This window comes from Mycobacterium sp. NGS49, assembly GCF_059812565.1.
Genome location: NZ_JCALCX010000022.1, coordinates 1 through 23,963, shown reverse-complemented (window position 1 = coordinate 23,963; position 23,963 = coordinate 1). Strand labels below are relative to the sequence as shown.

At 67.4% G+C, this 23,963-nt stretch carries 26 protein-coding genes and 2 pseudogenes; 17 read left to right on the top strand and 11 right to left on the bottom strand.

Annotated features, from left to right (window positions below; translation table 11 throughout):
• Positions 1-98: 98 nt before the first annotated feature.
• The 6 genes from AC5Y7D_RS21590 to AC5Y7D_RS21565 form a co-directional block, all read right to left on the bottom strand.
• Positions 99-1,151: a hemolysin family protein gene (locus AC5Y7D_RS21590; protein WP_499927538.1), complete on the bottom strand. Its 1,053-nt coding sequence runs from the start codon at positions 1,149-1,151 to the stop codon at positions 99-101.
• Entirely contained in the window at positions 1,148-2,503 is a 1,356-nt protein-coding gene (locus tag AC5Y7D_RS21585; protein WP_499927536.1) for a hemolysin family protein, read from the bottom strand. The genes AC5Y7D_RS21590 and AC5Y7D_RS21585 overlap by 4 nt, the downstream gene beginning before the upstream one ends.
• Positions 2,504-2,510: 7 nt before the next feature.
• Positions 2,511-3,947 (bottom strand): GuaB1 family IMP dehydrogenase-related protein, encoded by a 1,437-nt coding sequence (locus AC5Y7D_RS21580; protein ID WP_499927534.1) that lies wholly within the window; start codon positions 3,945-3,947, stop codon positions 2,511-2,513.
• 9 nt (positions 3,948-3,956) lie between these two features.
• Entirely contained in the window at positions 3,957-5,429 is a 1,473-nt protein-coding gene (gene gnd, locus AC5Y7D_RS21575; RefSeq protein WP_499927533.1) for an NADP-dependent phosphogluconate dehydrogenase, read from the bottom strand.
• An 87-nt stretch (positions 5,430-5,516) separates the two neighbouring features.
• Positions 5,517-6,467, bottom strand: a complete 951-nt coding sequence (locus AC5Y7D_RS21570; protein ID WP_499927531.1) for a M56 family metallopeptidase — start codon at positions 6,465-6,467, stop codon at positions 5,517-5,519.
• Between the two features lie 14 nt (positions 6,468-6,481).
• Positions 6,482-6,898, bottom strand: a complete 417-nt coding sequence (locus AC5Y7D_RS21565; RefSeq protein WP_499927529.1) for a BlaI/MecI/CopY family transcriptional regulator — start codon at positions 6,896-6,898, stop codon at positions 6,482-6,484.
• A gap of 309 nt (positions 6,899-7,207) precedes the next feature.
• Between AC5Y7D_RS21565 and AC5Y7D_RS21560 the strand changes: the two genes are divergently transcribed.
• The 7 genes from AC5Y7D_RS21560 to AC5Y7D_RS21530 all read left to right on the top strand — a co-directional run bounded on the left by AC5Y7D_RS21560 (position 7,208) and on the right by AC5Y7D_RS21530 (position 11,971).
• Positions 7,208-7,609: a PaaI family thioesterase gene (locus AC5Y7D_RS21560; RefSeq protein WP_499927527.1), complete on the top strand. Its 402-nt coding sequence runs from the start codon at positions 7,208-7,210 to the stop codon at positions 7,607-7,609.
• 71 nt (positions 7,610-7,680) lie between these two features.
• Positions 7,681-7,983: an urease subunit gamma gene (locus AC5Y7D_RS21555; protein WP_499927525.1), complete on the top strand. Its 303-nt coding sequence runs from the start codon at positions 7,681-7,683 to the stop codon at positions 7,981-7,983.
• Positions 7,980-8,294, top strand: a complete 315-nt coding sequence (locus tag AC5Y7D_RS21550; protein WP_499927523.1) for an urease subunit beta — start codon at positions 7,980-7,982, stop codon at positions 8,292-8,294. The genes AC5Y7D_RS21555 and AC5Y7D_RS21550 overlap by 4 nt, the downstream gene beginning before the upstream one ends.
• A complete protein-coding gene (locus tag AC5Y7D_RS21545) occupies positions 8,291-10,012 on the top strand; it encodes an urease subunit alpha (RefSeq protein ID WP_499927521.1) in 1,722 nt (573 codons plus the stop codon). Before AC5Y7D_RS21550 ends, AC5Y7D_RS21545 begins: the two co-directional genes overlap by 4 nt.
• Positions 10,012-10,647 (top strand): urease accessory protein UreF, encoded by a 636-nt coding sequence (locus AC5Y7D_RS21540; protein WP_499927520.1) that lies wholly within the window; start codon positions 10,012-10,014, stop codon positions 10,645-10,647. Before AC5Y7D_RS21545 ends, AC5Y7D_RS21540 begins: the two co-directional genes overlap by 1 nt.
• Positions 10,648-10,658: 11 nt before the next feature.
• Positions 10,659-11,333 carry an urease accessory protein UreG gene (gene ureG, locus AC5Y7D_RS21535; RefSeq protein WP_499927518.1) on the top strand — a complete coding sequence of 225 codons (675 nt, stop codon included), beginning with the start codon at positions 10,659-10,661 and terminating at the stop codon, positions 11,331-11,333.
• Complete coding sequence (locus AC5Y7D_RS21530; protein WP_499927517.1) at positions 11,333-11,971, top strand: urease accessory protein UreD; 639 nt, start codon at positions 11,333-11,335, stop codon at positions 11,969-11,971. Before ureG ends, AC5Y7D_RS21530 begins: the two co-directional genes overlap by 1 nt.
• Here AC5Y7D_RS21530 and AC5Y7D_RS21525 read toward each other — a convergent pair.
• From AC5Y7D_RS21525 to AC5Y7D_RS21515, 3 genes are all read right to left on the bottom strand, one after another.
• Entirely contained in the window at positions 11,968-13,359 is a 1,392-nt protein-coding gene (locus tag AC5Y7D_RS21525; RefSeq protein ID WP_499927515.1) for an NAD(P)/FAD-dependent oxidoreductase, read from the bottom strand. The two genes, AC5Y7D_RS21530 and AC5Y7D_RS21525, sit on opposite strands and share 4 nt — an antisense overlap.
• 149 nt (positions 13,360-13,508) lie before the next feature.
• Positions 13,509-14,429, bottom strand: a complete 921-nt coding sequence (locus tag AC5Y7D_RS21520; RefSeq protein WP_499927513.1) for an LLM class F420-dependent oxidoreductase — start codon at positions 14,427-14,429, stop codon at positions 13,509-13,511.
• A 34-nt stretch (positions 14,430-14,463) separates the two neighbouring features.
• Positions 14,464-15,141: an SDR family oxidoreductase gene (locus AC5Y7D_RS21515; protein ID WP_499927511.1), complete on the bottom strand. Its 678-nt coding sequence runs from the start codon at positions 15,139-15,141 to the stop codon at positions 14,464-14,466.
• A gap of 135 nt (positions 15,142-15,276) precedes the next feature.
• Here AC5Y7D_RS21515 and modA point away from each other — a divergent pair, with 135 nt between their 5' ends.
• The 7 genes from modA (at position 15,277) to AC5Y7D_RS21480 (ending at position 20,864) form a co-directional block, all read left to right on the top strand.
• The gene (modA, locus tag AC5Y7D_RS21510) at positions 15,277-16,044 is read left to right on the top strand and encodes a molybdate ABC transporter substrate-binding protein (protein WP_499927509.1); all 768 of its coding nucleotides are present in this window, start codon (positions 15,277-15,279) and stop codon (positions 16,042-16,044) included.
• 6 nt (positions 16,045-16,050) lie between these two features.
• Positions 16,051-16,845, top strand: a complete 795-nt coding sequence (locus AC5Y7D_RS21505; RefSeq protein ID WP_499927507.1) for an ABC transporter permease — start codon at positions 16,051-16,053, stop codon at positions 16,843-16,845.
• A 6-nt stretch (positions 16,846-16,851) separates the two neighbouring features.
• A complete protein-coding gene (locus AC5Y7D_RS21500) occupies positions 16,852-17,958 on the top strand; it encodes a sulfate/molybdate ABC transporter ATP-binding protein (protein WP_499927506.1) in 1,107 nt (368 codons plus the stop codon).
• An 84-nt stretch (positions 17,959-18,042) separates the two neighbouring features.
• The gene (locus AC5Y7D_RS21495) at positions 18,043-19,059 is read left to right on the top strand and encodes an alanine and proline-rich secreted protein Apa (protein ID WP_499927504.1); all 1,017 of its coding nucleotides are present in this window, start codon (positions 18,043-18,045) and stop codon (positions 19,057-19,059) included.
• A gap of 80 nt (positions 19,060-19,139) precedes the next feature.
• Positions 19,140-19,439, top strand: a complete 300-nt coding sequence (locus tag AC5Y7D_RS21490) for a GlsB/YeaQ/YmgE family stress response membrane protein (RefSeq protein ID WP_499927502.1) — start codon at positions 19,140-19,142, stop codon at positions 19,437-19,439.
• An 86-nt stretch (positions 19,440-19,525) separates the two neighbouring features.
• The gene (locus AC5Y7D_RS21485) at positions 19,526-19,804 is read left to right on the top strand and encodes a GlsB/YeaQ/YmgE family stress response membrane protein (protein ID WP_499927500.1); all 279 of its coding nucleotides are present in this window, start codon (positions 19,526-19,528) and stop codon (positions 19,802-19,804) included.
• A 31-nt stretch (positions 19,805-19,835) separates the two neighbouring features.
• A complete protein-coding gene (locus tag AC5Y7D_RS21480) occupies positions 19,836-20,864 on the top strand; it encodes a zinc-binding alcohol dehydrogenase family protein (RefSeq protein ID WP_499927498.1) in 1,029 nt (342 codons plus the stop codon).
• On the opposite strand, the gene AC5Y7D_RS21475 is transcribed toward AC5Y7D_RS21480, so the two are convergent.
• Both AC5Y7D_RS21475 and AC5Y7D_RS21470 read right to left on the bottom strand, forming a co-directional pair.
• Positions 20,861-21,595, bottom strand: a complete 735-nt coding sequence (locus AC5Y7D_RS21475) for a CPBP family intramembrane glutamic endopeptidase (protein ID WP_499927497.1) — start codon at positions 21,593-21,595, stop codon at positions 20,861-20,863. The two genes, AC5Y7D_RS21480 and AC5Y7D_RS21475, sit on opposite strands and share 4 nt — an antisense overlap.
• Before the next feature lie 10 nt (positions 21,596-21,605).
• Positions 21,606-21,788: pseudogene (locus AC5Y7D_RS21470) on the bottom strand (MOSC domain-containing protein); the annotation flags it as partial.
• 59 nt (positions 21,789-21,847) lie between these two features.
• Between AC5Y7D_RS21470 and AC5Y7D_RS21465 the strand changes: the two are divergent.
• The 3 genes and pseudogenes from AC5Y7D_RS21465 to AC5Y7D_RS21455 all read left to right on the top strand — a co-directional run.
• Positions 21,848-21,997, top strand: a pseudogene (locus AC5Y7D_RS21465) (IS3 family transposase); the annotation flags it as partial.
• A 163-nt stretch (positions 21,998-22,160) separates the two neighbouring features.
• Positions 22,161-22,391, top strand: coding sequence for an integrase core domain-containing protein (locus AC5Y7D_RS21460; RefSeq protein ID WP_499927496.1), 231 nt, complete (start codon positions 22,161-22,163; stop codon positions 22,389-22,391).
• A gap of 250 nt (positions 22,392-22,641) precedes the next feature.
• On the top strand, positions 22,642-23,963 hold a 1,322-nt coding region (locus AC5Y7D_RS21455; RefSeq protein ID WP_499927638.1), incomplete at its 3' end, for a beta-ketoacyl [acyl carrier protein] synthase domain-containing protein.

The window sequence follows — 23,963 nt, the reverse complement described above, 5'->3', positions numbered from 1 at the left end:
CGTGTGAATCGCTTCCTGGCAACGCGGGCACATGGGATTTCCTTCCCCACAGCACTTGACCGGTACCCGCGGCCGCTCAGATCATACGGGCTTGTCGATCAACCGCGGGGAGCCCCGTCGCGCATGCTGCCGACCAGGTCCTCGACCAGATCCTCCAGCGCCACCAGGGCGACCACCGTGCCGTCGCCGTCGGTCACCAGGGCCAGATGGCTGTTGCTGCGGCGCATCCGCGACAACGCGTCGGGCAATCCCAGGGACTGGGGAATCGTCGGCAGTGGACGCACCAGCGATCGGTCGATGACCGTGTGCGGGTCGTCTCCGAGCGCGAGCACGTCCTTGATGTGCAGGTAGCCGACGTAGTTCCCGTCTCGGTCCACCACCGGGAAACGGGAGTAGCCGGTCTGCGCCAGCGCCTGCTCCACCGCGCCGATCGTGGGCCCGGCGCCGGCCGATGCCACCGAAACCGCGTGCACCTTCGCGAGCGGCACCGCGACGTCTCCGACCACCCGGGTACGTACTCGCAGTGCACGGGTCAACCGCACGTGCTCCTCCTGGTCGAGCAGACCCTGGGAAAGCGAATCGGCGATCATCTCCGAGAGTTCTTTGGTGGACACCGTGATGTCGAGTTCGTCCTTGGGCTGGACGCCGAGCAGCCGCAGTATCCCGTTCGCGCACTTGTTGTAGAACACGATGACGGGGCGCGCGGCACGCACGTAGGGCAGATACGCGGGGACCAGCAACATCGCGGTGCGCTCCGGACCGGCCAGCGCGATATTCTTCGGCACCATCTCACCCAGCAGCACATGCAGCGTCACCACCAAGCCCAGCGCGATGATGAACGACAGTGTGTGCAGCACGGTGGAATGCACGCCGCTCAGCTCGAACGACGACTCGAGCAACGAGGCGAACGCCGGTTCGGCGATCCGCCCGAGCAGCAGCGACGTCACGGTGACACCCAGTTGAGCGCCGGCCAGCATCGCGGGCAGCTGTTCGCCGGCACGGATGACGGTGACCGCGCTGGCCCGGCCCTGTTCGGCCAGTGCCTCGAGGCGGTCGCGGCGGGCCGAGATCAGGGCGAACTCGGCGCCGACGAAGAAGCCGTTGACCGCGATCAGCACGATCGTCAGCAACACCGCCACGATGGAGTTCATCGCTCACCCCGGTCCAGCGGGGGCAGTTCCCTGAGCTCCAGCAGGTCCAGCCGGCGCCCGTCCAGCCGCACCACCTTGGCCTGCCAGCGCATCGTCTCGTCCGGCAGGCCGTCCCGGTTCAGGGCGGGCAGCTCGACGGTCTCACCGGCGACCGGGATATGCCCGAGTTGGCGCAGCACCAGGCCGCCGATCGTCTCGTACGGACCTTCCGGCGCCCGGTAACCGATGGCGGTCTGCACCTCGTCGATGCGCAGCAAGCCCGAGACCCGCCATCCACTGCCGTACGCCACCACATCCGGCGTCGCGTCGTCGTGCTCGTCGCGGACGTCGCCGACGATCTCCTCGATCAGATCCTCGATGGTGACCATGCCGGCGGTGCCGCCGTACTCGTCCACCACCATCGCCGTCTGCAGGGCATTGGCCCTGATCTGGGCCATCACGGCGTCGCCGTCCAGGGTGGAGGGCACCACCGCGACGGGTTTGACCACCATCCGCAACACCGTATGCGCCCGGTCCGCCGCGGGCACCTGGAAGGCCTGCTTGACGTGCACGATGCCCACGGTCTCGTCCAGGTCACCGTGCACGACCGGGAAACGCGAGAACCCCGAAGCGGCGACCGCGGCGACCAGATCGGCGACGGTGTCGTCGGTCTGCAGGGCGACGATCTTGGACCGCGGCGTCATCAGCTCCTCGGCGGTCAGCGTGCCGAACTGCAGCGAGCGGTGCATCAGCGACGCGGTGACGTCGTCCAGCGAGCCGCGCCGCGCCGAGGTCCGAACCAGCGACACCAGCTCCTGGGGGGTGCGCGCCGACCGCAGTTCTTCGGCCGGCTCGATGCCGAGCCGGCGCACGATCCAGTTCGCCGCCCCGTTTGTCATCCGGATGGCCGGCGTGAACACCACCGAGAACAACCACTGCGGCACGACCACCGCACGGGCGGTCCGCAGTGGCCGCGCGACACCCAGGTACTTGGGCACCAGCTCGCCGAAGACCATCGACACCGACGTCACGATCACCAGGGCCAGCGCGGTGGTGACGGTGTCGGCCAACTTGTCGGAGAACCCGATCGCGTCCAGCCACGGGTGGGGCAGGGCCGCAACCAGCGGCTCGGTGAGGTAGCCCGTGCCCAGTGTGGTGATCGAGATCCCCAGCTGCGCGCCTGAGAGGTGGAACGACAGCCGGCGGTGGGCCCGGCGGATGAAGCGGTCGCGGGCGTCTCCGTCGCGGGCGTTGGCCTCCACCGTGCTGCGGTCCAACGCGGTCAACGAGAACTCCGCGGCGACGAACAAGGCGGTGCCGAAGGTCAGCGCCAGGATGGCCAGCACGCTGAGCAGGGTGCCGGAGTGATTCATAGGGCCTTCACCAGCCGGTGGGCAAGGGATGCCCTTCGGCGAAACCGGCGGCCGACTGCACCCCTACCACCGCCCGCGCATGCAACTCTTCCAGGTTGGCCGCGCCCACGTAGGTGCAGGTGCTGCGTACGCCGGAGGTGATGTGGTCGATCAGGTCCTCCACGCCGCCCCGGTCGGGGTCCAGACCCATCCGCGAGGTGGAGATGCCTTCTTCGAACAGCGCCTTGCGGGCCCGGTCGAACAGGCTTTCCGCGCCGGAGCGGGCGACCACCGCACGCTTGGACGCCATGCCGTAGCTCTCCTTGTACGGCTGGTTGTCCCGGTCGCGCATCAGATCGCCCGGGGACTCGTAGGTGCCGGCGAACCATGACCCGATCATCACGTTCGACGCACCGGCGGCCAGTGCCAGGGCGACGTCGCGCGGATGGCGAATGCCGCCGTCTGCCCACACGTGTCCTCCCAGTTCCCTTGCGGCGGAAGCACATTCGACCACCGCGGAGAACTGCGGGCGGCCCACGCCGGTCATCATCCGGGTGGTGCACATGGCACCGGGGCCGACCCCGACCTTGACGATGCCGGCGCCGGCCTCGATCAGGTCCCGGGTGCCCTGGGCCGACACCACATTTCCGGCCACCAGCGGCAGGCCAAGGTCCAGCGAGGCGACCATCTTGATCGCGTCCAGCGTCTTGACCTGGTGTCCGTGCGCGGTGTCGATGACCAGAACGTCGACCCCGGCCTCGGCCAGTGCCTGCGCCTTGGCTGCCACGTCGCCGTTGATGCCGACGGCCGCTCCGATCCGCAGCCGGCCCGAGTGGTCGACGGCCGGGCTGTAGATGCCGGTGCGGATGGCACCGGTGCGCGTGAGCACTCCGGCCAGGGTGCCGTCGGGGTGGGTCAGCACCGCGACGTCGATCGGCGCGTGTTCGAGCAGGTCGAAGATCTTGCGCGGTTCGGTGCCCGCCGGTGCGGTGACGAAATCGGTGGCGGCGATGTCGCGTACCCGGGTGAACCGGTCCACGCCCACGCACGACGACTCGCGCACCAGGCCGATCGGCCGGCCTTCGAACAACACCACCGCGGCTCCGTGGGCGCGCTTGTGGATCAGCGCGGTCGCATCGGACACCGAGTCGTCGGGCGCCAGCGTCACCGGGGTGTCGAGCACCAAATCACGGCTCTTGACGAATTGGACCATCTGCTGGACGGCCGGTATCGGCAGGTCCTGCGGAAGGATCACGATGCCGCCGCGGCGGGCCACCGTCTCGGCCATCCGCCGGCCGGCCACCGCGGTCATGTTGGCGACGACCACCGGGATGGTGGTCCCCGAGCCGTCGAGCGTAGACAGGTCGACGTCGAACCGCGACGCGACATCGGATTGGTTCGGCACGATGAACACGTCGTTATAGGTCAGGTCGAACCCGGGCCGGTGCCCGTCCAGGAACTTCATCGTCTCTCGCTAGGCAGGAACTTCGCTTCGGTCTCCGCTCCACAGGGTGTGGAACTTCTTGCCCGGGTCCTCATCGATGCGCCCGTAGGTGTGTGCGCCGAAGAAATCGCGCAGGCCCTGGGTGAGCGCGGCCGGCAGCCGTTCGGTGCGCAGCCCGTCGTAGTAGGACAACGCCGAAGAGAACCCCGGAATCGGGATACCCAATTGTGTAGCGGTCACCACCACGCGCCGCCAACTGTCGATGGCCGCCTCGATCGCGCTGCGGAAGTAGGGTGCCACGATCAGCGTCGGCAGGTCCGGGTCCTCGTCGTACGCCTCTTTGATCCGGTTGAGAAACTTGGCCCGGATGATGCAGCCGCCGCGCCAGATGGTCGCCAGGTCGCCAGGCGTGATGGCCCAGTCGTATTCGGCGCTGCCGGCCTGAATCTGGTTGAAGCCCTGGGCGTAGGCGATGATCTTCGACGCGTAGAGAGCCTGACGCACGTCCTCGGTGAATTGAGTTGCGGCTGCAGAGCCAGCGGGGCTTATGCGCCCCTGAAGGTCACCGGATGCCAATCCGGTCGTCGCCTTGCGCTGCGCCACCGAGCCCGAGAGCGCCCGCGCGAAGACGGCCTCGGCGATGCCGGTGACCGGAACGCCGAGGTCCAGGGCCGACTTCACCGTCCAACGGCCGGTGCCCTTCTGTTCGGCCTCGTCGACGATGACGTCGACCAGCGGCTTGCCGGTCTTGGCGTCGGTCTGGCGCAGCACCTGCGCCGTGATCTCGACCAGGAAGCTGTCCAGGTCGCCGGTGTTCCACTCCTCGAACACGTCGGCGATCTCACCCGCCGTCTTACCCAGCGCGTCGCGCAGCAACTGGTAGGCCTCGCCGATCAGTTGCATGTCGGAGTACTCGATGCCGTTGTGCACCATCTTGACGAAGTGGCCGGCGCCGTCGGGGCCGATGTGGGTGCAGCACGGCACGCCGTCGACGTGCGCGGAGATCTCTTCGAGCAGCGGACCCAGCGACTCGTAGGATTCGGCGGGGCCGCCGGGCATGATCGACGGTCCGTTCAGGGCGCCTTCCTCGCCGCCGGAGATCCCGGCGCCGACGAAGTGCAGCCCGCGCTCGCGTATCGCCTTCTCCCGGCGGATGGTGTCGGTGTAGAGCGCGTTGCCGCCGTCGATGATGATGTCGCCTTCCTCCATGGCGTCGGCGAGCTCGTTGATGACGGCGTCGGTGGGGTCGCCGGCCTTGACCATGATGATCACGCGGCGCGGCTTCTCCAGTGCGGCCAGGAACTCCGGAATCGTCTCAGTGCGCACGAAGCTGCCGTCGGAGCCGTGCTCGGCCAGCAGCGCGTCGGTCTTGGCCACCGACCGGTTGTGCAGCGCCACGGTGTACCCGTGGCGGGCGAAGTTGCGGGCCAGGTTCGAGCCCATCACGGCCAGCCCGGTGACCCCGATCTGGGCGGTCGCAGTCTTCGAATCCGACGAACTCATGTCCTGCCTCTCAGTGTCCGGGAACAGCCGTCCGTGAAACACCTTGGCACAAGGGCCACCCGGGCGCTCCACGGTGCTCGCCTGATGTCAGGCCGTGACCAACCGGTGTAGCTCCGTGAGCCACGGTACGGCCAGCGCGATGGTGGGCACCACCAGCACGGCCGCGGCTCCCAGGTAGGCGCACGCGGACAGCAGCGGGCTGTTGCCCCGGCCGGACAACCGTCGCACCCGCAACACGGTGCTGGTTCCGCCGGCGGCCAGTGCACCCGATGGCGCGCGGCCGGACGCGCAGGCCACCAGGGCCCGGGCCAGGGGAGTGCGCCCCGCGGTGCGTACCGCGGCGTCATCGGCCAGCAGCTCCACCAGGAGTTGCACCGCGCCCAGCGCGTTGGCGCTGCGCACCAGCCGCGGGAACGCGGCATGGACCGCGGTGAACGCTTCCAGAACCAGATCGTGGCGTGCCCGCAGATGTGCCCGCTCGTGGGACAGGATGGCCGCGACCTCGGCATCGGCCAGCGTGTTGAGCGCCCCTTCGCTGACCACAACCCGGCTGCGCACCCCGGGCAGGCAGTAGGCGAGCGGTTGTGCGACCTCGAGGACCCGTAGATCCCGGGTGCCGGTACACCGCTGGGTGCGCGCCGAATCGTGTCCGACCCCGACCAGGTCGACGACCATGCGGTGATGTGCCCGCCGTCGTCGAGTCGCGACGCCCACCCGAACGACGGCCACCATCAACCGCACACCGACCAGCACGGTCAGCGCGAAGACGGCGACATAGGCCGCCCACAGCGGCCAGCCCAGCCGACTTTCGGCGTCGACGATTCCGGCGGTGGGCCGTCCGTCCGGACCGGGCATCAGCAGCCGGCTGGCGATGGCGATACCTGCGCTGAAAGTGGACAGGACGGCGGCAAGGGCGACCGCCTGCCAGAGCACCATCGCAGCGCGGGGAGCGCGCAGCGGCCACCGGGCTCGGGCCAGCGCTGCCGGTGTCGGCCCAGCCAGCAGCACCGCAAGGAGGGTGAAGGCCAGCGCGGACACGCCGTTAGTCTCCCTTAGTCGTCGGCCGGAGGTCCAGCAGATGGCGAATTGCGTTGACTTGCCTCTAATTCGGCAAGCGCGCGGCGCAACGCGTCAGCCTCGTCGGCGCCGACCCGCTCCACGAAGTGCACCAGCGCGGCCTGGCGGCCACCGGAGTCCTCGGCCTGGGCCAGGGCGTCGACCATCAGCCCGGCAACCAGTTCGTCGCGGCCGTGCACCGGCGCGTAGCGGTGCGCCCGATCGTCTCTGAGCTGGGAAACCAGGTTTTTCTTCGCCAACCGCTGCAAAACGGTCATCACGGTCGTGTAGGCGAGGTCGCGTCGCGCGGACAACGCTTCGTGGACCTGGCGAACAGTCTGCGGTTCCGGCATGGACCACAAATGGTCCATAACGGCGCGTTCCAAATCCCCCAGCCGCGTCAGCTTGGCCATAATTCATCTCCCTGAGCGTTGAAACCAGCGTACCCCGGCTTACTACCGAGTGTCGTACCCATCTCGCAGTCAGTTCACCCGTGAAATCGCGGCCCGGGACAAGCCGGGCGCACATCGCAGACTACGCAACGGATGCTTGCAAAATTAGGGCAGCCTTGCCTATGCTGATTTCGGTCGAGCGAAGACGGCTTGCGGAGAGTCCTGAGGGCTGCAGCGACCCCGCGCCTACTCGATCGGCGGGCCCCGTGCGATGCGTGCGGGGCCCGCCTGTATCTGTGGACGCCGTCGCGCATGGTGTAGACACAAAGCGTGTCGTCAGCGCCTGACCCGGAATTCGATGCTCCGTTCGACAGTGAACTCGGTCTGCAATTCACCGAACTGACCCCCGACGGGGCCCGCGCGCATCTCGAGGTCAAGCCGAAGCTGCTGCAGCCGATGGGCCTGGTGCACGGCGGCGTCTACTGCTCAATGATCGAGAGCATGGCCAGCGTGGCGGCCTACACCTGGCTCGCCTCCAACGGCGGGGGAAACGTGGTCGGGGTCAACAACAACACCGACTTCCTGCGCGCCATCAAGTCGGGCACGGTGTACGGCAGAGCCGAGCCGATCCACCGCGGCCGCCGCCAGCAGCTGTGGCTGGTCACGATCACCGACGACGACGAGCGATTGGTGGCGCGCGGCCAGGTGCGTCTGCAGAACCTCGAGGCGTGATCGCCAAGGCACTGCCGGGGTGACCACGGCGGAGATGTCAGGATCGCCATCTCATGGCAGGATCCCGGGTCATGCGTCTGACGCCGCACGAGCAGGAGCGACTGCTGTTGTCCTACGCCGCCGAGCTGGCCCGTCGCCGCCGGGCCCGGGGATTGCGGCTGAATCACCCCGAAGCGGTCGCGGTGATCGCCGATCACATTCTTGAAGGAGCACGCGACGGCCGCACCGTCGCCGAACTGATGGCCAGCGGATGCGACGTGCTGAGCCGGGACGACGTCATGGAGGGGGTGCCGGAGATGCTGGACGGCGTGCAGGTGGAAGCGACCTTCCCGGACGGCACCAAACTCGTCACGGTCCATCACCCCATCACATGATTCCCGGCGAAATCTTCTACGCCAGTGGCGATATCGAGATCAACGCGCACGCGCCGCGGATCGAGATCGACATCGTCAACACCGGCGATCGTCCGGTCCAGGTCGGTAGCCATGTCCACCTGGCGCAGGCCAATTCGTCGTTGTCGTTCGACCGCACCATGGCTTTCGGCCATCGGCTGGATGTCCCGGCGGCCACCGCGGTGCGCTTCGAACCCGGGGTTGCGCAGCGCGTCACGCTGGTCCCGTTGGGAGGCGAACGCGAGGTGCACGGCCTGACCCTGCCGCCTCCCGGTCGTTTGGACCGAGCATGACCTCGCTGTCCAGGGATCGCTACGCCCAGTTGTACGGACCCACGACCGGGGACCGGATCAGGCTGGCCGACACCGACCTGCTGGTGGAAATCACCGAAGACCGCAGCGGTGGGCCGGGACTCGCGGGCGACGAGGCGGTGTTCGGCGGTGGCAAGGTACTGCGCGAGTCGATGGGACAGGGACGCACGACCCGGGCCGAGGGGGCGCCCGATACGGTGATCACCGGCGCGGTGATCATCGACCACTGGGGAATAATCAAGGCAGACATAGGGATTCGCGACGGGCGCATCGTCGGCATCGGCAAGGCCGGTAACCCCGACATCATGCACGGCGTCCACCAGGACCTGGTGGTAGGCCCGTCCACCGAAATCATCGGCGGCAATGGGCGAATCGTCACCGCAGGCGCGATCGACTGCCATGTCCACCTGATCTGTCCGCAACTGTTGACCGAGGCCTTGGGTGCCGGCATCACCACGGTCATCGGCGGCGGCACCGGACCCGCCGAGGGCAGTAAGGCCACCACCGTCACTCCCGGATCCTGGCATCTGGCCCGGATGCTCGAGGCGCTGGACGGGTGGCCGTTGAATTTCGCCCTGCTGGGCAAGGGAAACACCGTCAACCCCGAGGGCCTGTGGGAGCAATTGCGCGGCGGCGCATCGGGCTTCAAGCTGCACGAGGACTGGGGTTCTACCCCGGCGGCGATCGACACCTGCCTTACTGTCGCCGACGCCGCCGGAGTCCAGGTCGCGCTGCACACCGACACCCTCAACGAGATGGGATTCGTGGAAAGCACCCTGGCCGCCATAGCCGGCCGGTCGATCCACACCTACCACACCGAGGGCGCGGGCGGTGGGCACGCACCGGACATCATCTCCGTCGCTTCGCACCCGAATGTGTTGCCCAGTTCCACCAATCCGACCCGACCGCACACGGTCAACACGCTGGACGAGCATCTCGACATGCTGATGGTGTGCCACCATCTCAACCCGGCGGTGCCCGAGGACCTGGCCTTCGCGGAAAGCCGGATTCGGCCGTCGACGATGGCAGCCGAGGACCTCCTGCACGACCTGGGCGCAATCTCGATGATCGGCAGCGATTCCCAGGCGATGGGCCGGATCGGCGAAGTGGTGCTGCGGACATGGCAGACCGCGCACGTGATGAAGCGCCGTCGCGGAGCGCTGCCCGGTGATGGTGCCGCCGACAACATGAGGGCACGGCGCTACGTCGCCAAGTACACGATCTGTCCGGCAGTTGCGCACGGTATGGACCACCTTGTCGGCTCGGTGGAAGTCGGCAAGCTGGCGGATCTGGTGCTGTGGGAGCCGGCGTTCTTCGGAGTGCGTCCACATGCGGTGCTGAAGGGCGGTGTCATCGCCTGGGCGGCAATGGGCGATGCGAACGCGTCGATCCCGACGCCTCAGCCCGTGTTGCCGCGGCCGATGTTCGGTGCCGCCCCGGTCGCTGCGGCCGCGTCCTCCGTGCACTTCGTCGCGCCATCGGCCATCGACGCCCGGCTGGCCGACCGGCTCGCGATCAACCGACCGCTGGCGGCGGTGGCCGATGTCCGCGCGGTCGGCAAGGCGGATCTGCCGCTCAACGATGCGATGCCTGGCATCGAGGTAGACCCCGATACCTTCACCGTCCGCATCGACGGTCAGGTCTGGCAACCGCTGCCAGCGACTGAACTTCCGATGGCACAGCGGTATTTCCTGTTCTGATGTCTTCTCTCGCAACGCTTCTCGCACTCGCCGATTCCCGGCTGCCCACTGGCGCGCACGTGCACTCCGGTGGCCTCGAAGAAGCGGTCAGCAGCGGGCTGGTGGCCGATCTGGCCACGTTGGCGGCGTTTCTGAGGCGACGAATCCGCACCCACGGGCTGGTCACGGCATCGATTGCCGTCGCGGTACAGCAGGGACGCCTGTCGCTCGCGGATGCCGATCGCGAAACGGACGCTCGCACACCGGCTCCCGCGGCCCGGGAGGCGTCACGCAAACAGGGCCGCGGGCTGGCACGGCTGGCCAGACTGGTCTGGCCCGACCCGGCCTGGGACCGGCTGGGTCGGCAGCCGCATCTGGCGGTGGCCGCCGGCCGCGTCGGCGTACACAGTGGGATTCCTGCCGAACACAATGCGCTGCAGTTGGTGTATACCACGATGACCGGCTCGGCGACCGCCGCACAGCGATTGCTTGCCCTGGACCCCGCCGAGGTGGCCGGGCTGACGATCCGCCTGTCCGACCTGTGCGAGCACATCGCCGACGAGGCGATGCTGGGACTGGCCGACTTGTCCGACCCGTTGCTGGACGCGCTTGCACAACAGCACGCTCAACGCGACCGACCCTTGTTCGCCTCCTGAAAGGTCATCGAATGCCGACAGCGCATACCCACACCCACTCGCACGGCCACACCGAGCGGCCCAGGCGGGCCCGTCAGCAGGGTGAGCCGCTGCGCATCGGTATCGGCGGCCCGGTCGGCTCGGGTAAGACGGCACTGGTCGCGGCCCTCTGTCGGCAATTGCGCGACGAACTTTCGCTGGCAGTGCTGACCAATGACATCTACACCACCGAAGACGCCGATTTCCTGCGTCGGCATGCCGTACTGCCGGACGACCGGATCACCGCCGTCCAGACGGGCGGCTGCCCGCACACCGCGATTCGCGACGACATCACCGCGAACCTGGACGCCATCGACGATCTGCAGGCCGCCCATGAACCGCTGGACCTGATCCTGGTCGAGTCCGGCGGCGACAATCTCACGGCGACCTTCTCCTCGGGTCTGGTTGACGTACAGATCTTCGTGATCGACGTCGCCGGGGGCGACAAGGTACCTCGTAAGGGAGGTCCCGGCGTCACCTACTCGGATCTGTTGGTGATCAACAAGACTGACCTGGCGCCGCTGGTGGGCGCCGACCTGCAAGTGATGTCCCGGGATGCGGATGCCGTGCGGGCCGGCCGTCCCACCGTGCTGCAATCGCTCACCGAGGACCCAACTGCGGCCCAGGTGCTGACCTGGGTCCGCGACCAACTGGTGGTTGCGCGCTGATGGAATCCCGGGTGCTCCTGGTCGCGTCGCGAAATCGATTGCCGCGCATCGAATGTCGCGGCGGCATCCAGGCCAGGCGCACCACGGCTGATACCGTGCATCTGATATCGACCGCAGCCGTCCCGCTCGGCGGTGACACGATCGACATTCGGGTGATCGTCGAGGACGGCGCTCGACTTCGGCTGCGCAGCGCCGCCGCCGCCGTGGCGTTGCCCGGCCCGGAAACCGACTCTTCGCACGCCAGTTGGGAGATCGACGTGAGCGGGGACTTGGATGTGGACCTAGAACCGACGGTCGTTGCCGCCGCGGCCCGGCATCTGTCGGCGGTCACCCTGCGCCTGCACGATGCTGGCCGGATCCGCTTCCGGGAGCGCGTGCAGATCGGCCGGTGCAACGAGGATCAAGGCTTCTGGTCGGGCCGCCTGCAGGCCGACCGGCACGCTCAACCCATGCTGCGCCACCGGGTGGAGTTGGGCGCCGGATCGCCCGCGGACGACGAGCTGTCCGCGCCGCGGGCGATCATCTCCGAACTCCGTTATCCCACATCGGATTTTGCCGTCGAGACGGGTTCGACGGTGTTGGCGCTGGCCGGTGGCGGAACGCTGACCACCTGGCAGGCCGACCGGCTGGCCGGCTAACTGGCCTTTCGGGCGACGGCGCCGGAGCTCTGCGCCTCGGCGGCCGCTTCGGCGAGCTGTTCGAGCCGCGTTCGTGCGAATGCCTGCTGGTCGGTGATGGTCAGCTGACCACGACGGGTGCTCAGGAAGGTCACCATCCACGACAGCAGCGTGGCGACCTTGGTCTTGAACCCCACCAGGTAGACCAGGTGCAGTACCAGCCACATCAGCCAGGCGATGAACCCGCTGAACTCCAGCGGACCGATCTTGGCGACCGCGGAGAACCGCGACACGGTAGCCATCGAGCCCTTGTCGAAATACTGGAACGGCTCCCGCTCGGCCGGGTCCGCGCCGGCCAGCTCGGCCTTGATGTTGTTGGCGACGTACTTGCCGCCCTGGATGGCACCCTGCGCCACGCCGGGGACACCCTCGACCGCGGCCATGTCACCGATGACGAAGACGTTGGGATGCCCGGGGATGGAAAGGTCTGGTAGCACCTGGACCCGGCCGGCCCGGTCGAGTTCAACGTCGGATTGTTCGGCGAGATCGCGGCCCAGGCGGCTCGCGGACACACCGGCGGACCACACCTTGCAGGCAGACTCGATGCGCCGCTCGGTGCCGTCAGCGTCCTTCACCGTGATGCCGTTGCGGTCGACGTCGGTGACCATCGCGCCCAACTGGATCTCCACGCCAAGCTTCTCCAGCCGCGCGGCTGCCCGTGCGCCCAGTTTTTCACCGAACGGTGGCAACACCGCGGGCGCGGCATCGAGCAGGATTACCCGCGCCCTGGTCGAATCGATATGGCGGAAGGCGCCTTTCAACGTGTGCTCGGCCAGTTCGGCAATCTGGCCGGCCATCTCGACACCGGTGGGTCCCGCGCCCACGACGGTGAAGGTGAGTAGCTTGGCGCGGCGTTCCGGGTCACTGGACCGTTCGGCCTGCTCGAAGGCGCTGAGGATCCGGCCACGCAGCTCCAGGGCGTCGTCGATGGTCTTCATTCCGGGGGCGAACTCGGCGAACTGGTCGTTGCCGAAGTAGGACTGGCCGGCACCGGCAGCGACGATCAGGCTGTCGTACGGGGTTTCGTAGGTGTGGCCGAGCAACTCGGAGATGACCACCTGACGGGACAGATCGATGTGCGTGACGTTGCCCAGCAGCACCTGCACGTTGCGCTGCTTGCGCAGAATGACGCGGGTGGGGGGCGCGATCTCACCCTCGGAGATGATTCCGGTGGCCACCTGGTACAGCAAAGGCTGGAACAAGTGGTGAGTGGTACGGGCGATCAACTTGATGTCGACGTCCGCGCGCTTGAGCTTCTTTGCGGCATTGAGTCCGCCGAACCCGGATCCAATGATCACGACGCGATGCCGACGACGCGGTTCAGCTGTGGGTTCTTCGTGGGGGCTCATGTTCCGCTGCTCCTGACGGGTCTCCTCGGCGGGCGAACTGCAGTTAGCTAGTACCCATTTGAGCCTAGTCAACCCACCCTCTCAAACCCAGTCGCCAGCCTGTGTAATTAGCCACACTCAGCGAATTGCGTTCCGCGGCCGGACTTTCGTTAAGCGGCGAGCAAAGGCCGCAGGGCCTCCGCGACGCTGGTGATGACACCCGGAACGTGACTGTTCGGGATGTTGATGATCGCGCCGTCCAGGCCGGCGGCCAGCACCTTGGCCTGCACCTGATCGGCGATCTGCGCGGGGCCGCCGACCGCCATCCGTGCAGTCATGTTCTCCGGCAGCCGTTCGGGTTCGGTGTTCTCGTCGAGCAGTACCGTCAGCATCATGCTGGTCTCCAGCGTGGCCGGGTCGCGGCCCACCTCTTCGCAGCGGGCCCTGACCGCATCCATCTTGCGCGGCAGTTCGTCGAAGGCCGCGACGATGTTGAGATGGTCGGCGTATCGGGCGGCGATGCCGAACGTCTTCTTCTCCCCGCCGCCGCCGATCATCAGCGGGATGCGATCGCGGTAACGCGGTTCGGCCATCGCCGATTCGCTGGTGTACCACTGGCCGGAGAAAGTCGGGCGCTCGCCCTTGATCATCGGGTCGATGATCTGCAGCGCCTCCTCGAGGCGGTTGAACCGGTCGGTGTACGTGCCGAATTCGAAGCCCAGTTGCCGGTGTTCGAGCTCGTACCAGCCGGCGCCGAGGCCAAGCACAGCGCGGCCCCCGCTGACCACGTCCAAGGTGGTGATCACCTTGGCCAGCAGGGCCGGGTTGCGGTAGGTGTTGCCGGTCACCAGCGTGCCCAGTTGCATCCGCTCGGTAGCGGTCGCCAACGCACCCAATGCCGTATAGGCCTCCAGCATCGGCTGATCCGGTGTGCCCAGCATCGGCAGTTGATAGAAGTGGTCCATGACGAAAAGGGAGTCATAGCCGGCCGCTTCGGCTTCTCTGGCCTGAGCGACGACGGTGGGAAACAGGTTTTCTACGCCGGTCCCGTAGGAGAAATTCGGGATCTGAAATCCAAGCCGGATAGCCACGGTGTCCACCGTAGTCGCGGCCGGAATCCCCGCCTCAGGCGAACTGGGCGAGTGCGCCGTGGCTGACGTGCAACGTCTGGCCGGTGATGTGACGCGCCGCGGGCGTGGTCAGGAACAGCGACAACCGCGCGATCTCCGCCGCCACGGGTGCCGGCGTGCGCGACAGGCCGTCGTAGCCGGCCTGCACGCTGCGGCCGGTTGCGACGGCGTTGACGGTGATGCCGCGGGTGCCGTAGACCTCGGCCTGTCCGCTCACCCAGCTGGACACGGCGGCCTTGATCGAGGCGTCGACGCTGCCCGCCGGCGGGTTCTCGGCGAGCACGGTGATGATGTGACCGCCCGAGCGCAGGTGGTCGCCCACACACTGCACCGTGAGGACCGCGGAAAGCAGCGTCGCGTCCAGCGTTCGGCGCCAAGCGGTCGCGGTGTCGGACAGTGAGTACGTGCGCGGATCCCCGGCGACCCAGGTGGGTGCGGGAATGTTGACGATGGTGTCGAGGTGGTGGGGGAACAGCGCCCGTGCTTCGGTGAGGCTGGCCGGGTCGGTGGTGTCGCAGACGATCGCGTCGACGTCCAGTTCCTTGGCGACGACCTCCAAGTCACCGCTGCGGGCCCCCACCAAGGTGACCTTGTGCCCGTCGTCGCGAAAACTTTCGGCTACCGCCCGGCCCAGATCGGTGTCTCCGCCGGTGACCACAACCTCCACTGCCACGACCTCCTCGTGCTATGGCGTCCTGGTGGTACATGTTACTGGACAGTAGCTATTCGGCGAAACCACGCGCCGCGGCGACGCGCTGACGATTTGCATAACTATTCGGCCGCCCTGTGACGGCGCTAGGTTTGACCGATGTTGCGCAGTCGGGTGCCGGCCGGTCTGGCGACGACCTTGCTGCTCGGCTGCCTGACGGCGTGTGGGCCGGCGTCCGTGCCCGGCCAGGACGCGACGTCAATCGTGGTCTTCGCCGCCGCCTCGCTGCGGGCCGTCTTCACCTCGATCGGCGAGCAATTCAGGGCCGACAACCCGGGTGCTGCCGTCACGTTCAGTTTCGCGGGTTCCTCGGAGTTGGCGACGCAGTTGCTTCAGGGTGCGCACGCCGATGTGTTCGCTTCGGCCGATACCGCGCAACTGGACAGGGTGGCCAAGGCGGGCATGTTGGCCGGTGACGCGACTACGTTCGCCGCCAACACTCTGGTCATCGTCACAGCGCCGGGAAATCCGAAGAACGTACGCTCATTCGCCGATCTCGCCAGGCCGGGGGTCAGCGTGGTGGTCTGCCAACAGCCGGTGCCGTGTGGGTCAGCAACCCACCGCATCGAGGACGCCACCGGAGTGCAGCTGCATCCGGTCAGCGAGGAGCCGAGTGTCAGCGATGCGCTGAGCAAGGTGACGACCGGGCAAGCCGATGCGGCACTCGTCTATCTCACCGACGCGTCCGAAGCCGGAGCCAAGGTGGCGACGGTCAAGTTCCCGGAATCCGCGCAGGCGGTGAACACGTACCCGATCGCGGTGCTCAAGAACGCGTCACAAGCCTCACTGGCCCGGCAGTTCCAGGCGACGGTGACCGGTGCGGCCGGGCGAAAGATCCTGGACCGCGCAGGCTTCGCCCGACCCTGAGCTCCGATGCCGACGCCATCCCACCTACCTCGCTGGATCTACCTGCCGGCCACGGTGGGCATGCTGTTCGTCGGATTCCCGCTGCTCGCGATGGCGATCAAGGTCGATTGGCCCCACTTCTGGGCGCTGATCAGCAGCAAATCCTCGGTCACGGCGTTCCTGCTGAGCCTGCGAACCGCCGCGGCGAGCACCGGGCTGTGCCTGGTGGTGGGTGTGCCGATGGCGCTGGTGCTGGCCCGCAGTCGGCTGCGCCTGGTGCGGTTGCTGCGACCGGTCATCCTGTTGCCCCTGGTGCTGCCTCCGGTGGTCGGCGGGATCGCGCTGCTCTATGCCTTCGGCAGGCTGGGGCTTATCGGACGTCACCTCGAAACGGCGGGTATCGACATCGCGTTCACCACTACTGCCGTCGTCCTGGCACAAACCTTCGTCTCACTGCCGTTTCTGGTGATCTCACTGGAAGGTGCGGCACGCAGCGCGGGTGCCGACTACGAAGTGGTGGCGGCGACGCTCGGAGCCCGGCCGACCAGGATCTGGTGGCGGGTCACGCTGCCGCTGCTGATGCCGGGCCTGGCCTCCGGGGCGGTGTTGGCGTTCGCGCGGTCGCTGGGTGAGTTCGGGGCGACGTTGACCTTCGCCGGCTCGTTGCAGGGCGTAACTCGCACGCTGCCATTGGAGATCTACCTGCAGCGGGTGGGTGACCCGGATGCGGCTGTGGCGCTGTCGCTGCTGCTCGTGGTGGTGGCGGCGCTGGTGGTGCTGGGGCTGGGAGCGCGCCGGCTGACCGGGCCGGACGTGAGGTAGCCGACGATGAGCGATCTACAGCTGCGGGCGGTGGTGCGGGATCGCGGCCTGGACGTGGATTTCGCCGTGCGCGCCGGCGAGGTGCTGGCCGTTCTCGGCCCCAACGGCGCGGGCAAGTCGACGGCTCTGCATGTCATCGCCGGGCTGGTGCGGCCGGATTCGGGCGTGGTGCGGCTGGGCGACCGTGTGTTGACCGACACCGCGGCCGGCGTTGACGTGGCGACCCACGATCGGCGGGTGGGGTTGCTGCTGCAGAAGCCGTTACTGTTCCCCCACCTCAGCGTGGCCGCCAACGTAGCGTTCGGGCCACGGAGCCTGGCCGGCATGTTCCGGTCCGGGCGGGCCCGAGACACAGCGCTGCGCTGGCTGCGGGAAGTCGATGCCGAGGAGTTGGCCGACCGCAGGCCGCGGCAGCTGTCGGGAGGCCAGGCCCAGCGGGTGGCCATCGCGCGGGCGTTGGCCGCCGAGCCGGAACTGTTGCTGCTCGATGAACCGCTGACCGGACTCGATGTCGCAGCGGCGGCATCGATTCGGGCACTGCTGCGCGGCGTGGTCGGCCGCAGCGGCCGTGCGGTCGTCGTGGTCACCCATGACCTGCTTGACGTGTTCGCCTTGGCCGATCGGGTGGTGGTGCTCGAAGCCGGCAAGATCGCCGAGATCGGCCAGGCCGCCGAGGTGCTGGCCGCACCGCGGAGTCAGTTCGGAGCCCGGATCGCGGGCGTCAACCTGGTCAGCGGCACGATCGGGCCGGATGGCGCTCTGGACGCCCGGGGAGGCCGGCGGTGGTACGGAAAAGCGGCTACGCGGCTCAATACCGGGCAGGCGGCGGTTGCGGTGTTCGCTCCGGCGAGTGTGGCTGTGTACCAGGCCGAGCCACACGGCAGCCCGCGCAATACCGTGGAGGTGACCGTGGCGGAATTGGATGCCCACGGCTCGGCGGTGTTGGTGCGCGGCGCGGACCAGGCCGACATGGCGCCCGGCCCGGCAGCCAGCATCACGATGGAGGCCGCGGCGGAATTGCAGCTCACGCCGGGGGACCGGGTGTGGTTCAGCGTAAAAGCTGCCGAAGTTGCCCTGCACCCGGCGTTCGCGCCGCCCACCCGCCATCGATGAATCGCAACGCCGCCGGGGAGACATACCATTCTGAAAAGCAAGGCCTTCCTTGCTTCACGGCGGTAACACGGTAGGTTCGTCGCCATGCAACAGGTGGAACCAAACCCGTCACGCCGCAAGGGGCTTGTGGCGTCGCTGGCTATTGCCGCGGCGACCGTCGTCACCATTGCGTTGCCGGCAACCTCTCGCGCCGAACCCGAGCCGACGCCGTCGCCGACCCCGACTGTCGCGCCGCCTGCCTCGCCTGCGTCGCCTGCTCCGGCGTCGCCGACCCCGGCTCCGGGTGCTTCTCCGGCTACCCCCAGCCCGTCGCCTGCGCCGGGGGCCAGCCCCACGCCGAACGCCCAGCCCAACGACCCCAATGCGGCGCCGCCGCCTGCCGACCCGAATGCGCCACCCCCGCCGGATCCCGAACTCGGGCGAGTGACCAACGCCGTCGGCGGATTCAGCTTCGTCGTCCCGCCCGGTTGGGTGGAGTCCGACGCGTCCCGCCTGGACTACGGCTCGGCGCTGCTGAGCAAGTCGGCCGGCGAGGCTCCGATGCCCGGCCAGGCGCAGCCGGTAGCCAACGACACGCGCATCGTGCTGGGCCGGCTCGACCAGAAGTTGTATGCCAGTGCCGAGGCCACCAACCCGAAGGCCGCGGTCCGGCTGGGCTCGGACATGGGCGAGTTCTTCATGCCCTACCCCGGCACCCGGGTCAACCAGGAGACGGTTCCCCTCAACGCCAACGGTGTCTCGGGTAGCGCGTCGTACTACGAGGTGAAGTTCAGCGACACCACCAAGCCGAACGGGCAGATCTGGACCGGTGTAGTGGGCACACCCGCGGGGACGACACCTACGGCCGGACCGCCGCAGCGCTGGTTCGTGGTGTGGCTGGGCACCTCAAACAACCCGGTGGACAAGAACGCGGCCAAGGCGCTCGCCGAGTCGATCCGGCCCTGGAGTGCTCCCGCTGCCCCCGCTCCAGAAGCGGTCCCCGGCGCTCCGGCCCCCGCCCCGGCTGCTCCCGGCGAACCGGGTGCGCCGGCTCCCGCACCGGCGCAGGCACCGGCCGCCGGCACGCCGGCAGCGACACAGCCGCGCAGTCAACCGGCCTGAGCGAGCGCAACCCCGTCGATAGGCGTATACCGATAGCACGGTCCAGTAAACGAAACTGGCGGCGCTAGAGGAGGCCTTTGATGGATGTCACGGCGACTACCCGATATTTGGCGTTCGCTCCGCCCACTGCGGTGAGTTGGGTTGCCTACATCATCATCGGCGGCTTTGCCGGCTGGATCGCGGGCAAGATCGTCAAAGGCGGCGGCGCCGGCATTCTGCTCAACATCGTGATCGGCGTGGTCGGCGGATTCATCGGCGGGATGCTGCTGTCCTGGCTGCATGTCGACGTCGAACACGGGCGCAAATGGTTCACGTTCTTCGTCTCGCTGCTGGGCGCGGTGATCCTGCTCTGGGTTGTCAGTTTGGTCCGCCGCCGCTGACTGTTAGCCGATTCGTGCGGTTGGCAACATGCGCGACGGGTATTACTTCGAGGTCCTGGCCGACAATTAGTTAGAAGGAGCTGGTGATGGTCCTGCACATCCTGGGAATGATCGTTCTTGGATTGATCGTCGGGCTGCTCGCGCGGCTCATCGTGCCGGGCAGGCAAGCGATGGGCTGGATAGCCACCGCGTTGCTCGGCATCGTCGGAGCGTACGTCGGCGGCACTCTGGGCAGCGTCATCTTTCCACCGCACAAATTCACGATCACTCCGCCCATCAACCACTCGTTCCTCGGGGCTCTGGTCGGGGCGGTCCTGCTACTGCTGATCTACAAGTTCGTCACGTCCCGCACCCGCACCCTGTAGGTGAGCGCACCCGCAGCGGCATGATGGGGGGATGGTCGCCCAAGTAACCGGCACCACCATGACCGCATGGCAGGTGCGGCAACCCGGGCCGATGCAGAGCAAGCCGCTGGAGCGCGTCACCACCGACGTCCCGCGGCCCGGTCCGGCCGATTTGTTGGTCGCCGTGTCGGCGTGTGGGGTATGCCGGACCGACCTGCACGTTACCGAGGGTGACCTGCCCGTCCACCGCGACCGGGTGACGCCGGGACACGAGGTGGTCGGGGAAGTCGTCGAAGTCGGCGGCGATGCCGGCAAGGAGTTCCGTGTCGGAGACCGGGTGGGAATCGCCTGGCTGCGCCACACCTGCGGACTATGCAAGTACTGCCTGCGGGGCGACGAGAACTTGTGCCCCGATTCCCGCTACACGGGCTGGGACGCTGACGGCGGGTACGCCGAATTCACAACGGTCCCTGCGGCTTTCGCGCACCCGCTGCCGGCCGGCTACAGCGACAGCGAGTTGGCGCCGCTGCTGTGTGCCGGGATCATCGGCTACCGGTCCCTGTTGCGGGCCGAGCTGCCCTCCGGTGGCCGGCTGGGTCTGTACGGTTTCGGCGGAAGCGCCCACATCACCGCCCAGGTCGCGTTGGCGCAGGGCGCGGAGGTGCATGTGATGACCCGGGGCGCCCGGGCGCGTGAACTGGCGATGGAGCTCGGCGCGGCGTCCGCGCAGGGCGCCGCCGAGCCACCACCGGTACCGCTGGACGCGGCGATATTGTTCGCCCCCGTCGGCGATCTGGTGCTGCCGGCGCTGGCGGCCCTGGACCGGGGCGGGACGCTGGCGGTGGCGGGTATCCACCTCAGTGATATTCCGGCGCTCAACTACCAGCGGCATCTGTTTCAGGAGCGCCAGATCAGGTCGGTCACATCCAACACCCGGGCGGATGCCCGTGCCTTCCTGGACTTCGCCGGCCGCCATCACATCGAGGTCACCACACCGGAATACCCGCTGGCCGAAGCCGACCGCGCGTTGACCGACCTCAGTTCCGGCGAGATCGCCGGCGCCGCCGTGCTTTTGGTCTAGGTCGAAAGATGCCAGACCACCGCGGCGGCCAGGGCGCCGACGCCGTTCAGCGACCAGTGCAAGGCGATGGGCGCGATCAGGCTCCCGCTGCGCCGGCGCAGCCAACTGAACACGAACCCGGCGGCACCGGTGGCCAGCACGGCCATCGTCACGCCGGCCAGCATGCCGAACACCCCTCCGCCGAACAGGCGGGTGAATCCGACGTTGTTGCTCGTCAGGCCCAGCGAGGTGGCGATGTGCCACAGCCCGAACAGCAGCGACCCGGCCAGGGCCACCCCGCGGAAACCCCAGGCCCGGTGCAGCGCGCCATGCAGCACGCCGCGGAAAACGAGTTCCTCGGGAATCACCGTCTGCAGCGGGATGATGACCATCGAGGCGATCAGCGCGCCGGAGATGGTCGCGTAGTGGTTGTTCAGGAACATCGGGCGAGTGGCCGGCAGTGCGACACCGACCGCGATCACCGACACCACCAGCGCCACGGCGGCCAGTGCATAGCCCATGCCGGACTTCCAGTGCTCGCGGCCGAGCCCGAGTTCGGCCCAGTCCAGACCGCGCCATCGAACCAGAAGTACCAGGCCGACGGCCGCTGCCGGGACCGTCGCGATGCTCGCCCAGGCCGTGGTGAAGTGCGCGACCAGGTTGGTCAGCACCAGGACGGCGACGACCACCGCAATGTCGACGTGCGGACGGAACCGGTCGACGCTGGGCAGGGCTGGAGCTTGGTCAGGCATCGTGGCGAGTCTAACTGCGGGTCCGCCGCTCGGCCTCCGCCTTGATCTCCGCGGACAGCGCATCAGCGGCCAGCAGTGCCGGCAACAGCTCGGGTTCGGACATGCGCGCCCGGAAGACGAGCCCGACCGTCACGTCATGGTCGGGACGGTACTCGACGATGATGTCGTCTCCGGCGCGGACAGTTCCCGGTGCTGTCGGTGTCCGAGTCGGGTTACTAGGAATGGCGACGCCGCCCACCGCCGGCGCGAGCGGTGCGCCACGCATGGCTGACCGAACAGATCCAGGCTGTACACACCGCTTCCCACGGCACCTACGGCATCATGCGGGTGCACGCCGAACTCACCCTCGGTCTGGGACTTCAGGTCGGCAACAACCAGGTGGAGCTGCTGACAGCACGTGCTGGCAGCAAGGGGCTACCGGGCAACCGGCGTCCCCGGCCACGTCACGAGACACCGACGGCGACCGATCTGGTGGAGCGGATGTTCACCCGGGAGGCCCAAATCGATTGTGGGTTAACGATATCACCGAGCATCGCACCTACGAGGGCAAGCTGTACTGCCGTCGATGGGATCGATCGGCGATTGTTACGACAACGCGATGATCGAATCCCCCTGGGGCAGAATGCAAATCGAACTGCTCAACCGCAAGCTGTGGAGGATGCGCATCGAGTTGGCCAACGCCATCTTCGAATACTTGGAGATCTGCTACAACCGCCAACGGCGTCACTCCGCCCTCGGCATGCGCACTCCGATGGAGTTCGAACTACTACAGCAATTCACCCACCCCGTGGCCTGAAACCGAGTACCGCGACCCCGTCAAACCCGGGATTATCAGGGTGCGCATAAATCCCGGGACGGTTCACCGAGCCGTCTTGTGCGTGATCCATAATTGATTCACAGTGCTTGCTTACAGACGCCTCGGGGGCGTAGTTCGCTTATCTGACTATCGACCAAGGAGTTAACGCGTGATAGCTGGTGGCGATGGACTCGGTGTTGCTGATGGGTCGGCGAGACGTGGGGGTGAGGACTTCGTCGCGATCGTGGGGATGGCGTGCCGCCTACCCGGCGTGCCGGATCTATCGGGGTTATGGCGTTTGCTGCGAGACGGTGTCAACGCTGTTGGAGCGGCTCCGCCAAGCAGGGATATCGGCGTTGAGCGGGCGGGTTTGATCGAGGGTTCCGATGAGTTTGACGCAAGGTTCTTTGGGATTTCGCCGCGAGAGGCGGCGTCGATGGATCCGCAACAGGGCTTGGCGTTGGAGTTGTGTTGGCAGGGGTTCGAGGACGCCGGGATCGTTGCTGATCGGTTGAGGCCGTCGTCGGTGGGTGTCTTTCTCGGCGTGATGGCGAATGATTTTGCGGATTTAATGGGCAATGTTCCTGACGAGCAGATCAGTCCTTATTTGCATACCGGTGTGGGTCGTAGTTTGATCGCGAATCGGGTTTCCTACGCGTTGAAATTATCGGGGCCGAGCCTGACCGTCGATACCGGCCAATCGTCGTCGTTGGTGGCGGTTCATTTGGCGTGTGAGAGTCTGCGGCGCAACGAATGTCGAGTCGCGCTGGCCGGCGGCGTGAATCTGATCTTGTCGCGGCATCACAGTCTGCGAACGGCGAAGTTCGACGCGCTGTCCCCGGACGGGCGTTGCTATGTCTTTGACTCGCGCGCGAACGGGTACGTGCGCGGCGAGGGCGGCGGGGTGGTCGTGTTGAAATCGCTGGCGGACGCCGTCAATGCGGGTGACCGCATTTACGGTGTAATCCGGGGGAGTGCGGTCAACGCGGGCAGCGGTGATGCCGGCATTACCGTTCCTTCGGAATCGGCTCAAGCCGACGTGATCCACAGCGCGTTGACCAATGCCGGGCTGGACCCCGATGAGATCGGCTATGTGGAGCTTCATGGGACAGGCACCGCGGTGGGTGATCCTGTCGAGGCGGCCGCGCTTGGCGCGGTTTACGGACGTGGCCGCGAGCATGCCGGGGCGTTAGGTGTCGGTTCGATCAAGACCAATATCGGTCACCTGGAGGGCGCGGCCGGAATCGCCGGCCTGATCAAAGCGGCACTGTGCGTCCAGAGGCAGGAACTTGTCGCCAGCCTGAACTTCTCCAAACCCAATCCGCGGATCCCGCTGGATCGACTGCGGCTAAGGGTGTTGACCGATCATGAGCGCTGGCCTGCCGACAGGGGCCAGCTGTCGGTCGGTGTGAGCTCGTTTGGTGTCGGTGGCAGCAATTGTCATGTCATCGTGTGCCCGCCGCCACAGTTCGCCGAAGCGGATGCCGCTTCGGCAACGGCCCCGGTGCTGGCTGGGCAGGGGTTCGGAGTGCCGTGGGTGGTGTCGGCGAATACCGTTGCCGCGCTTGGCGT

Bases quoted from the DNA above. Each gene is read 5' to 3' on its own strand.
- AC5Y7D_RS21590 (WP_499927538.1), bottom strand. From the start codon at position 1,151: ATGAACTCCATCGTGGCGGTGTTGCTGACGATCGTGCTGATCGCGGTC.
- AC5Y7D_RS21585 (WP_499927536.1), bottom strand. From the start codon at position 2,503: ATGAATCACTCCGGCACCCTGCTCAGCGTGCTGGCCATCCTGGCGCTG.
- AC5Y7D_RS21580 (WP_499927534.1), bottom strand. From the start codon at position 3,947: ATGAAGTTCCTGGACGGGCACCGGCCCGGGTTCGACCTGACCTATAAC.
- gnd (WP_499927533.1), bottom strand. From the start codon at position 5,429: ATGAGTTCGTCGGATTCGAAGACTGCGACCGCCCAGATCGGGGTCACC.
- AC5Y7D_RS21565 (WP_499927529.1), bottom strand. From the start codon at position 6,898: ATGGCCAAGCTGACGCGGCTGGGGGATTTGGAACGCGCCGTTATGGAC.
- AC5Y7D_RS21555 (WP_499927525.1), top strand. From the start codon at position 7,681: ATGCGTCTGACGCCGCACGAGCAGGAGCGACTGCTGTTGTCCTACGCC.
- AC5Y7D_RS21550 (WP_499927523.1), top strand. From the start codon at position 7,980: ATGATTCCCGGCGAAATCTTCTACGCCAGTGGCGATATCGAGATCAAC.
- AC5Y7D_RS21545 (WP_499927521.1), top strand. From the start codon at position 8,291: ATGACCTCGCTGTCCAGGGATCGCTACGCCCAGTTGTACGGACCCACG.
- AC5Y7D_RS21540 (WP_499927520.1), top strand. From the start codon at position 10,012: ATGTCTTCTCTCGCAACGCTTCTCGCACTCGCCGATTCCCGGCTGCCC.
- ureG (WP_499927518.1), top strand. From the start codon at position 10,659: ATGCCGACAGCGCATACCCACACCCACTCGCACGGCCACACCGAGCGG.
- AC5Y7D_RS21530 (WP_499927517.1), top strand. From the start codon at position 11,333: ATGGAATCCCGGGTGCTCCTGGTCGCGTCGCGAAATCGATTGCCGCGC.
- AC5Y7D_RS21525 (WP_499927515.1), bottom strand. From the start codon at position 13,359: ATGAGCCCCCACGAAGAACCCACAGCTGAACCGCGTCGTCGGCATCGC.
- modA (WP_499927509.1), top strand. From the start codon at position 15,277: ATGTTGCGCAGTCGGGTGCCGGCCGGTCTGGCGACGACCTTGCTGCTC.
- AC5Y7D_RS21505 (WP_499927507.1), top strand. From the start codon at position 16,051: ATGCCGACGCCATCCCACCTACCTCGCTGGATCTACCTGCCGGCCACG.
- AC5Y7D_RS21500 (WP_499927506.1), top strand. From the start codon at position 16,852: ATGAGCGATCTACAGCTGCGGGCGGTGGTGCGGGATCGCGGCCTGGAC.
- AC5Y7D_RS21495 (WP_499927504.1), top strand. From the start codon at position 18,043: ATGCAACAGGTGGAACCAAACCCGTCACGCCGCAAGGGGCTTGTGGCG.
- AC5Y7D_RS21490 (WP_499927502.1), top strand. From the start codon at position 19,140: ATGGATGTCACGGCGACTACCCGATATTTGGCGTTCGCTCCGCCCACT.
- AC5Y7D_RS21485 (WP_499927500.1), top strand. From the start codon at position 19,526: ATGGTCCTGCACATCCTGGGAATGATCGTTCTTGGATTGATCGTCGGG.
- AC5Y7D_RS21480 (WP_499927498.1), top strand. From the start codon at position 19,836: ATGGTCGCCCAAGTAACCGGCACCACCATGACCGCATGGCAGGTGCGG.
- AC5Y7D_RS21475 (WP_499927497.1), bottom strand. From the start codon at position 21,595: ATGCCTGACCAAGCTCCAGCCCTGCCCAGCGTCGACCGGTTCCGTCCG.
- AC5Y7D_RS21460 (WP_499927496.1), top strand. From the start codon at position 22,161: ATGGGATCGATCGGCGATTGTTACGACAACGCGATGATCGAATCCCCC.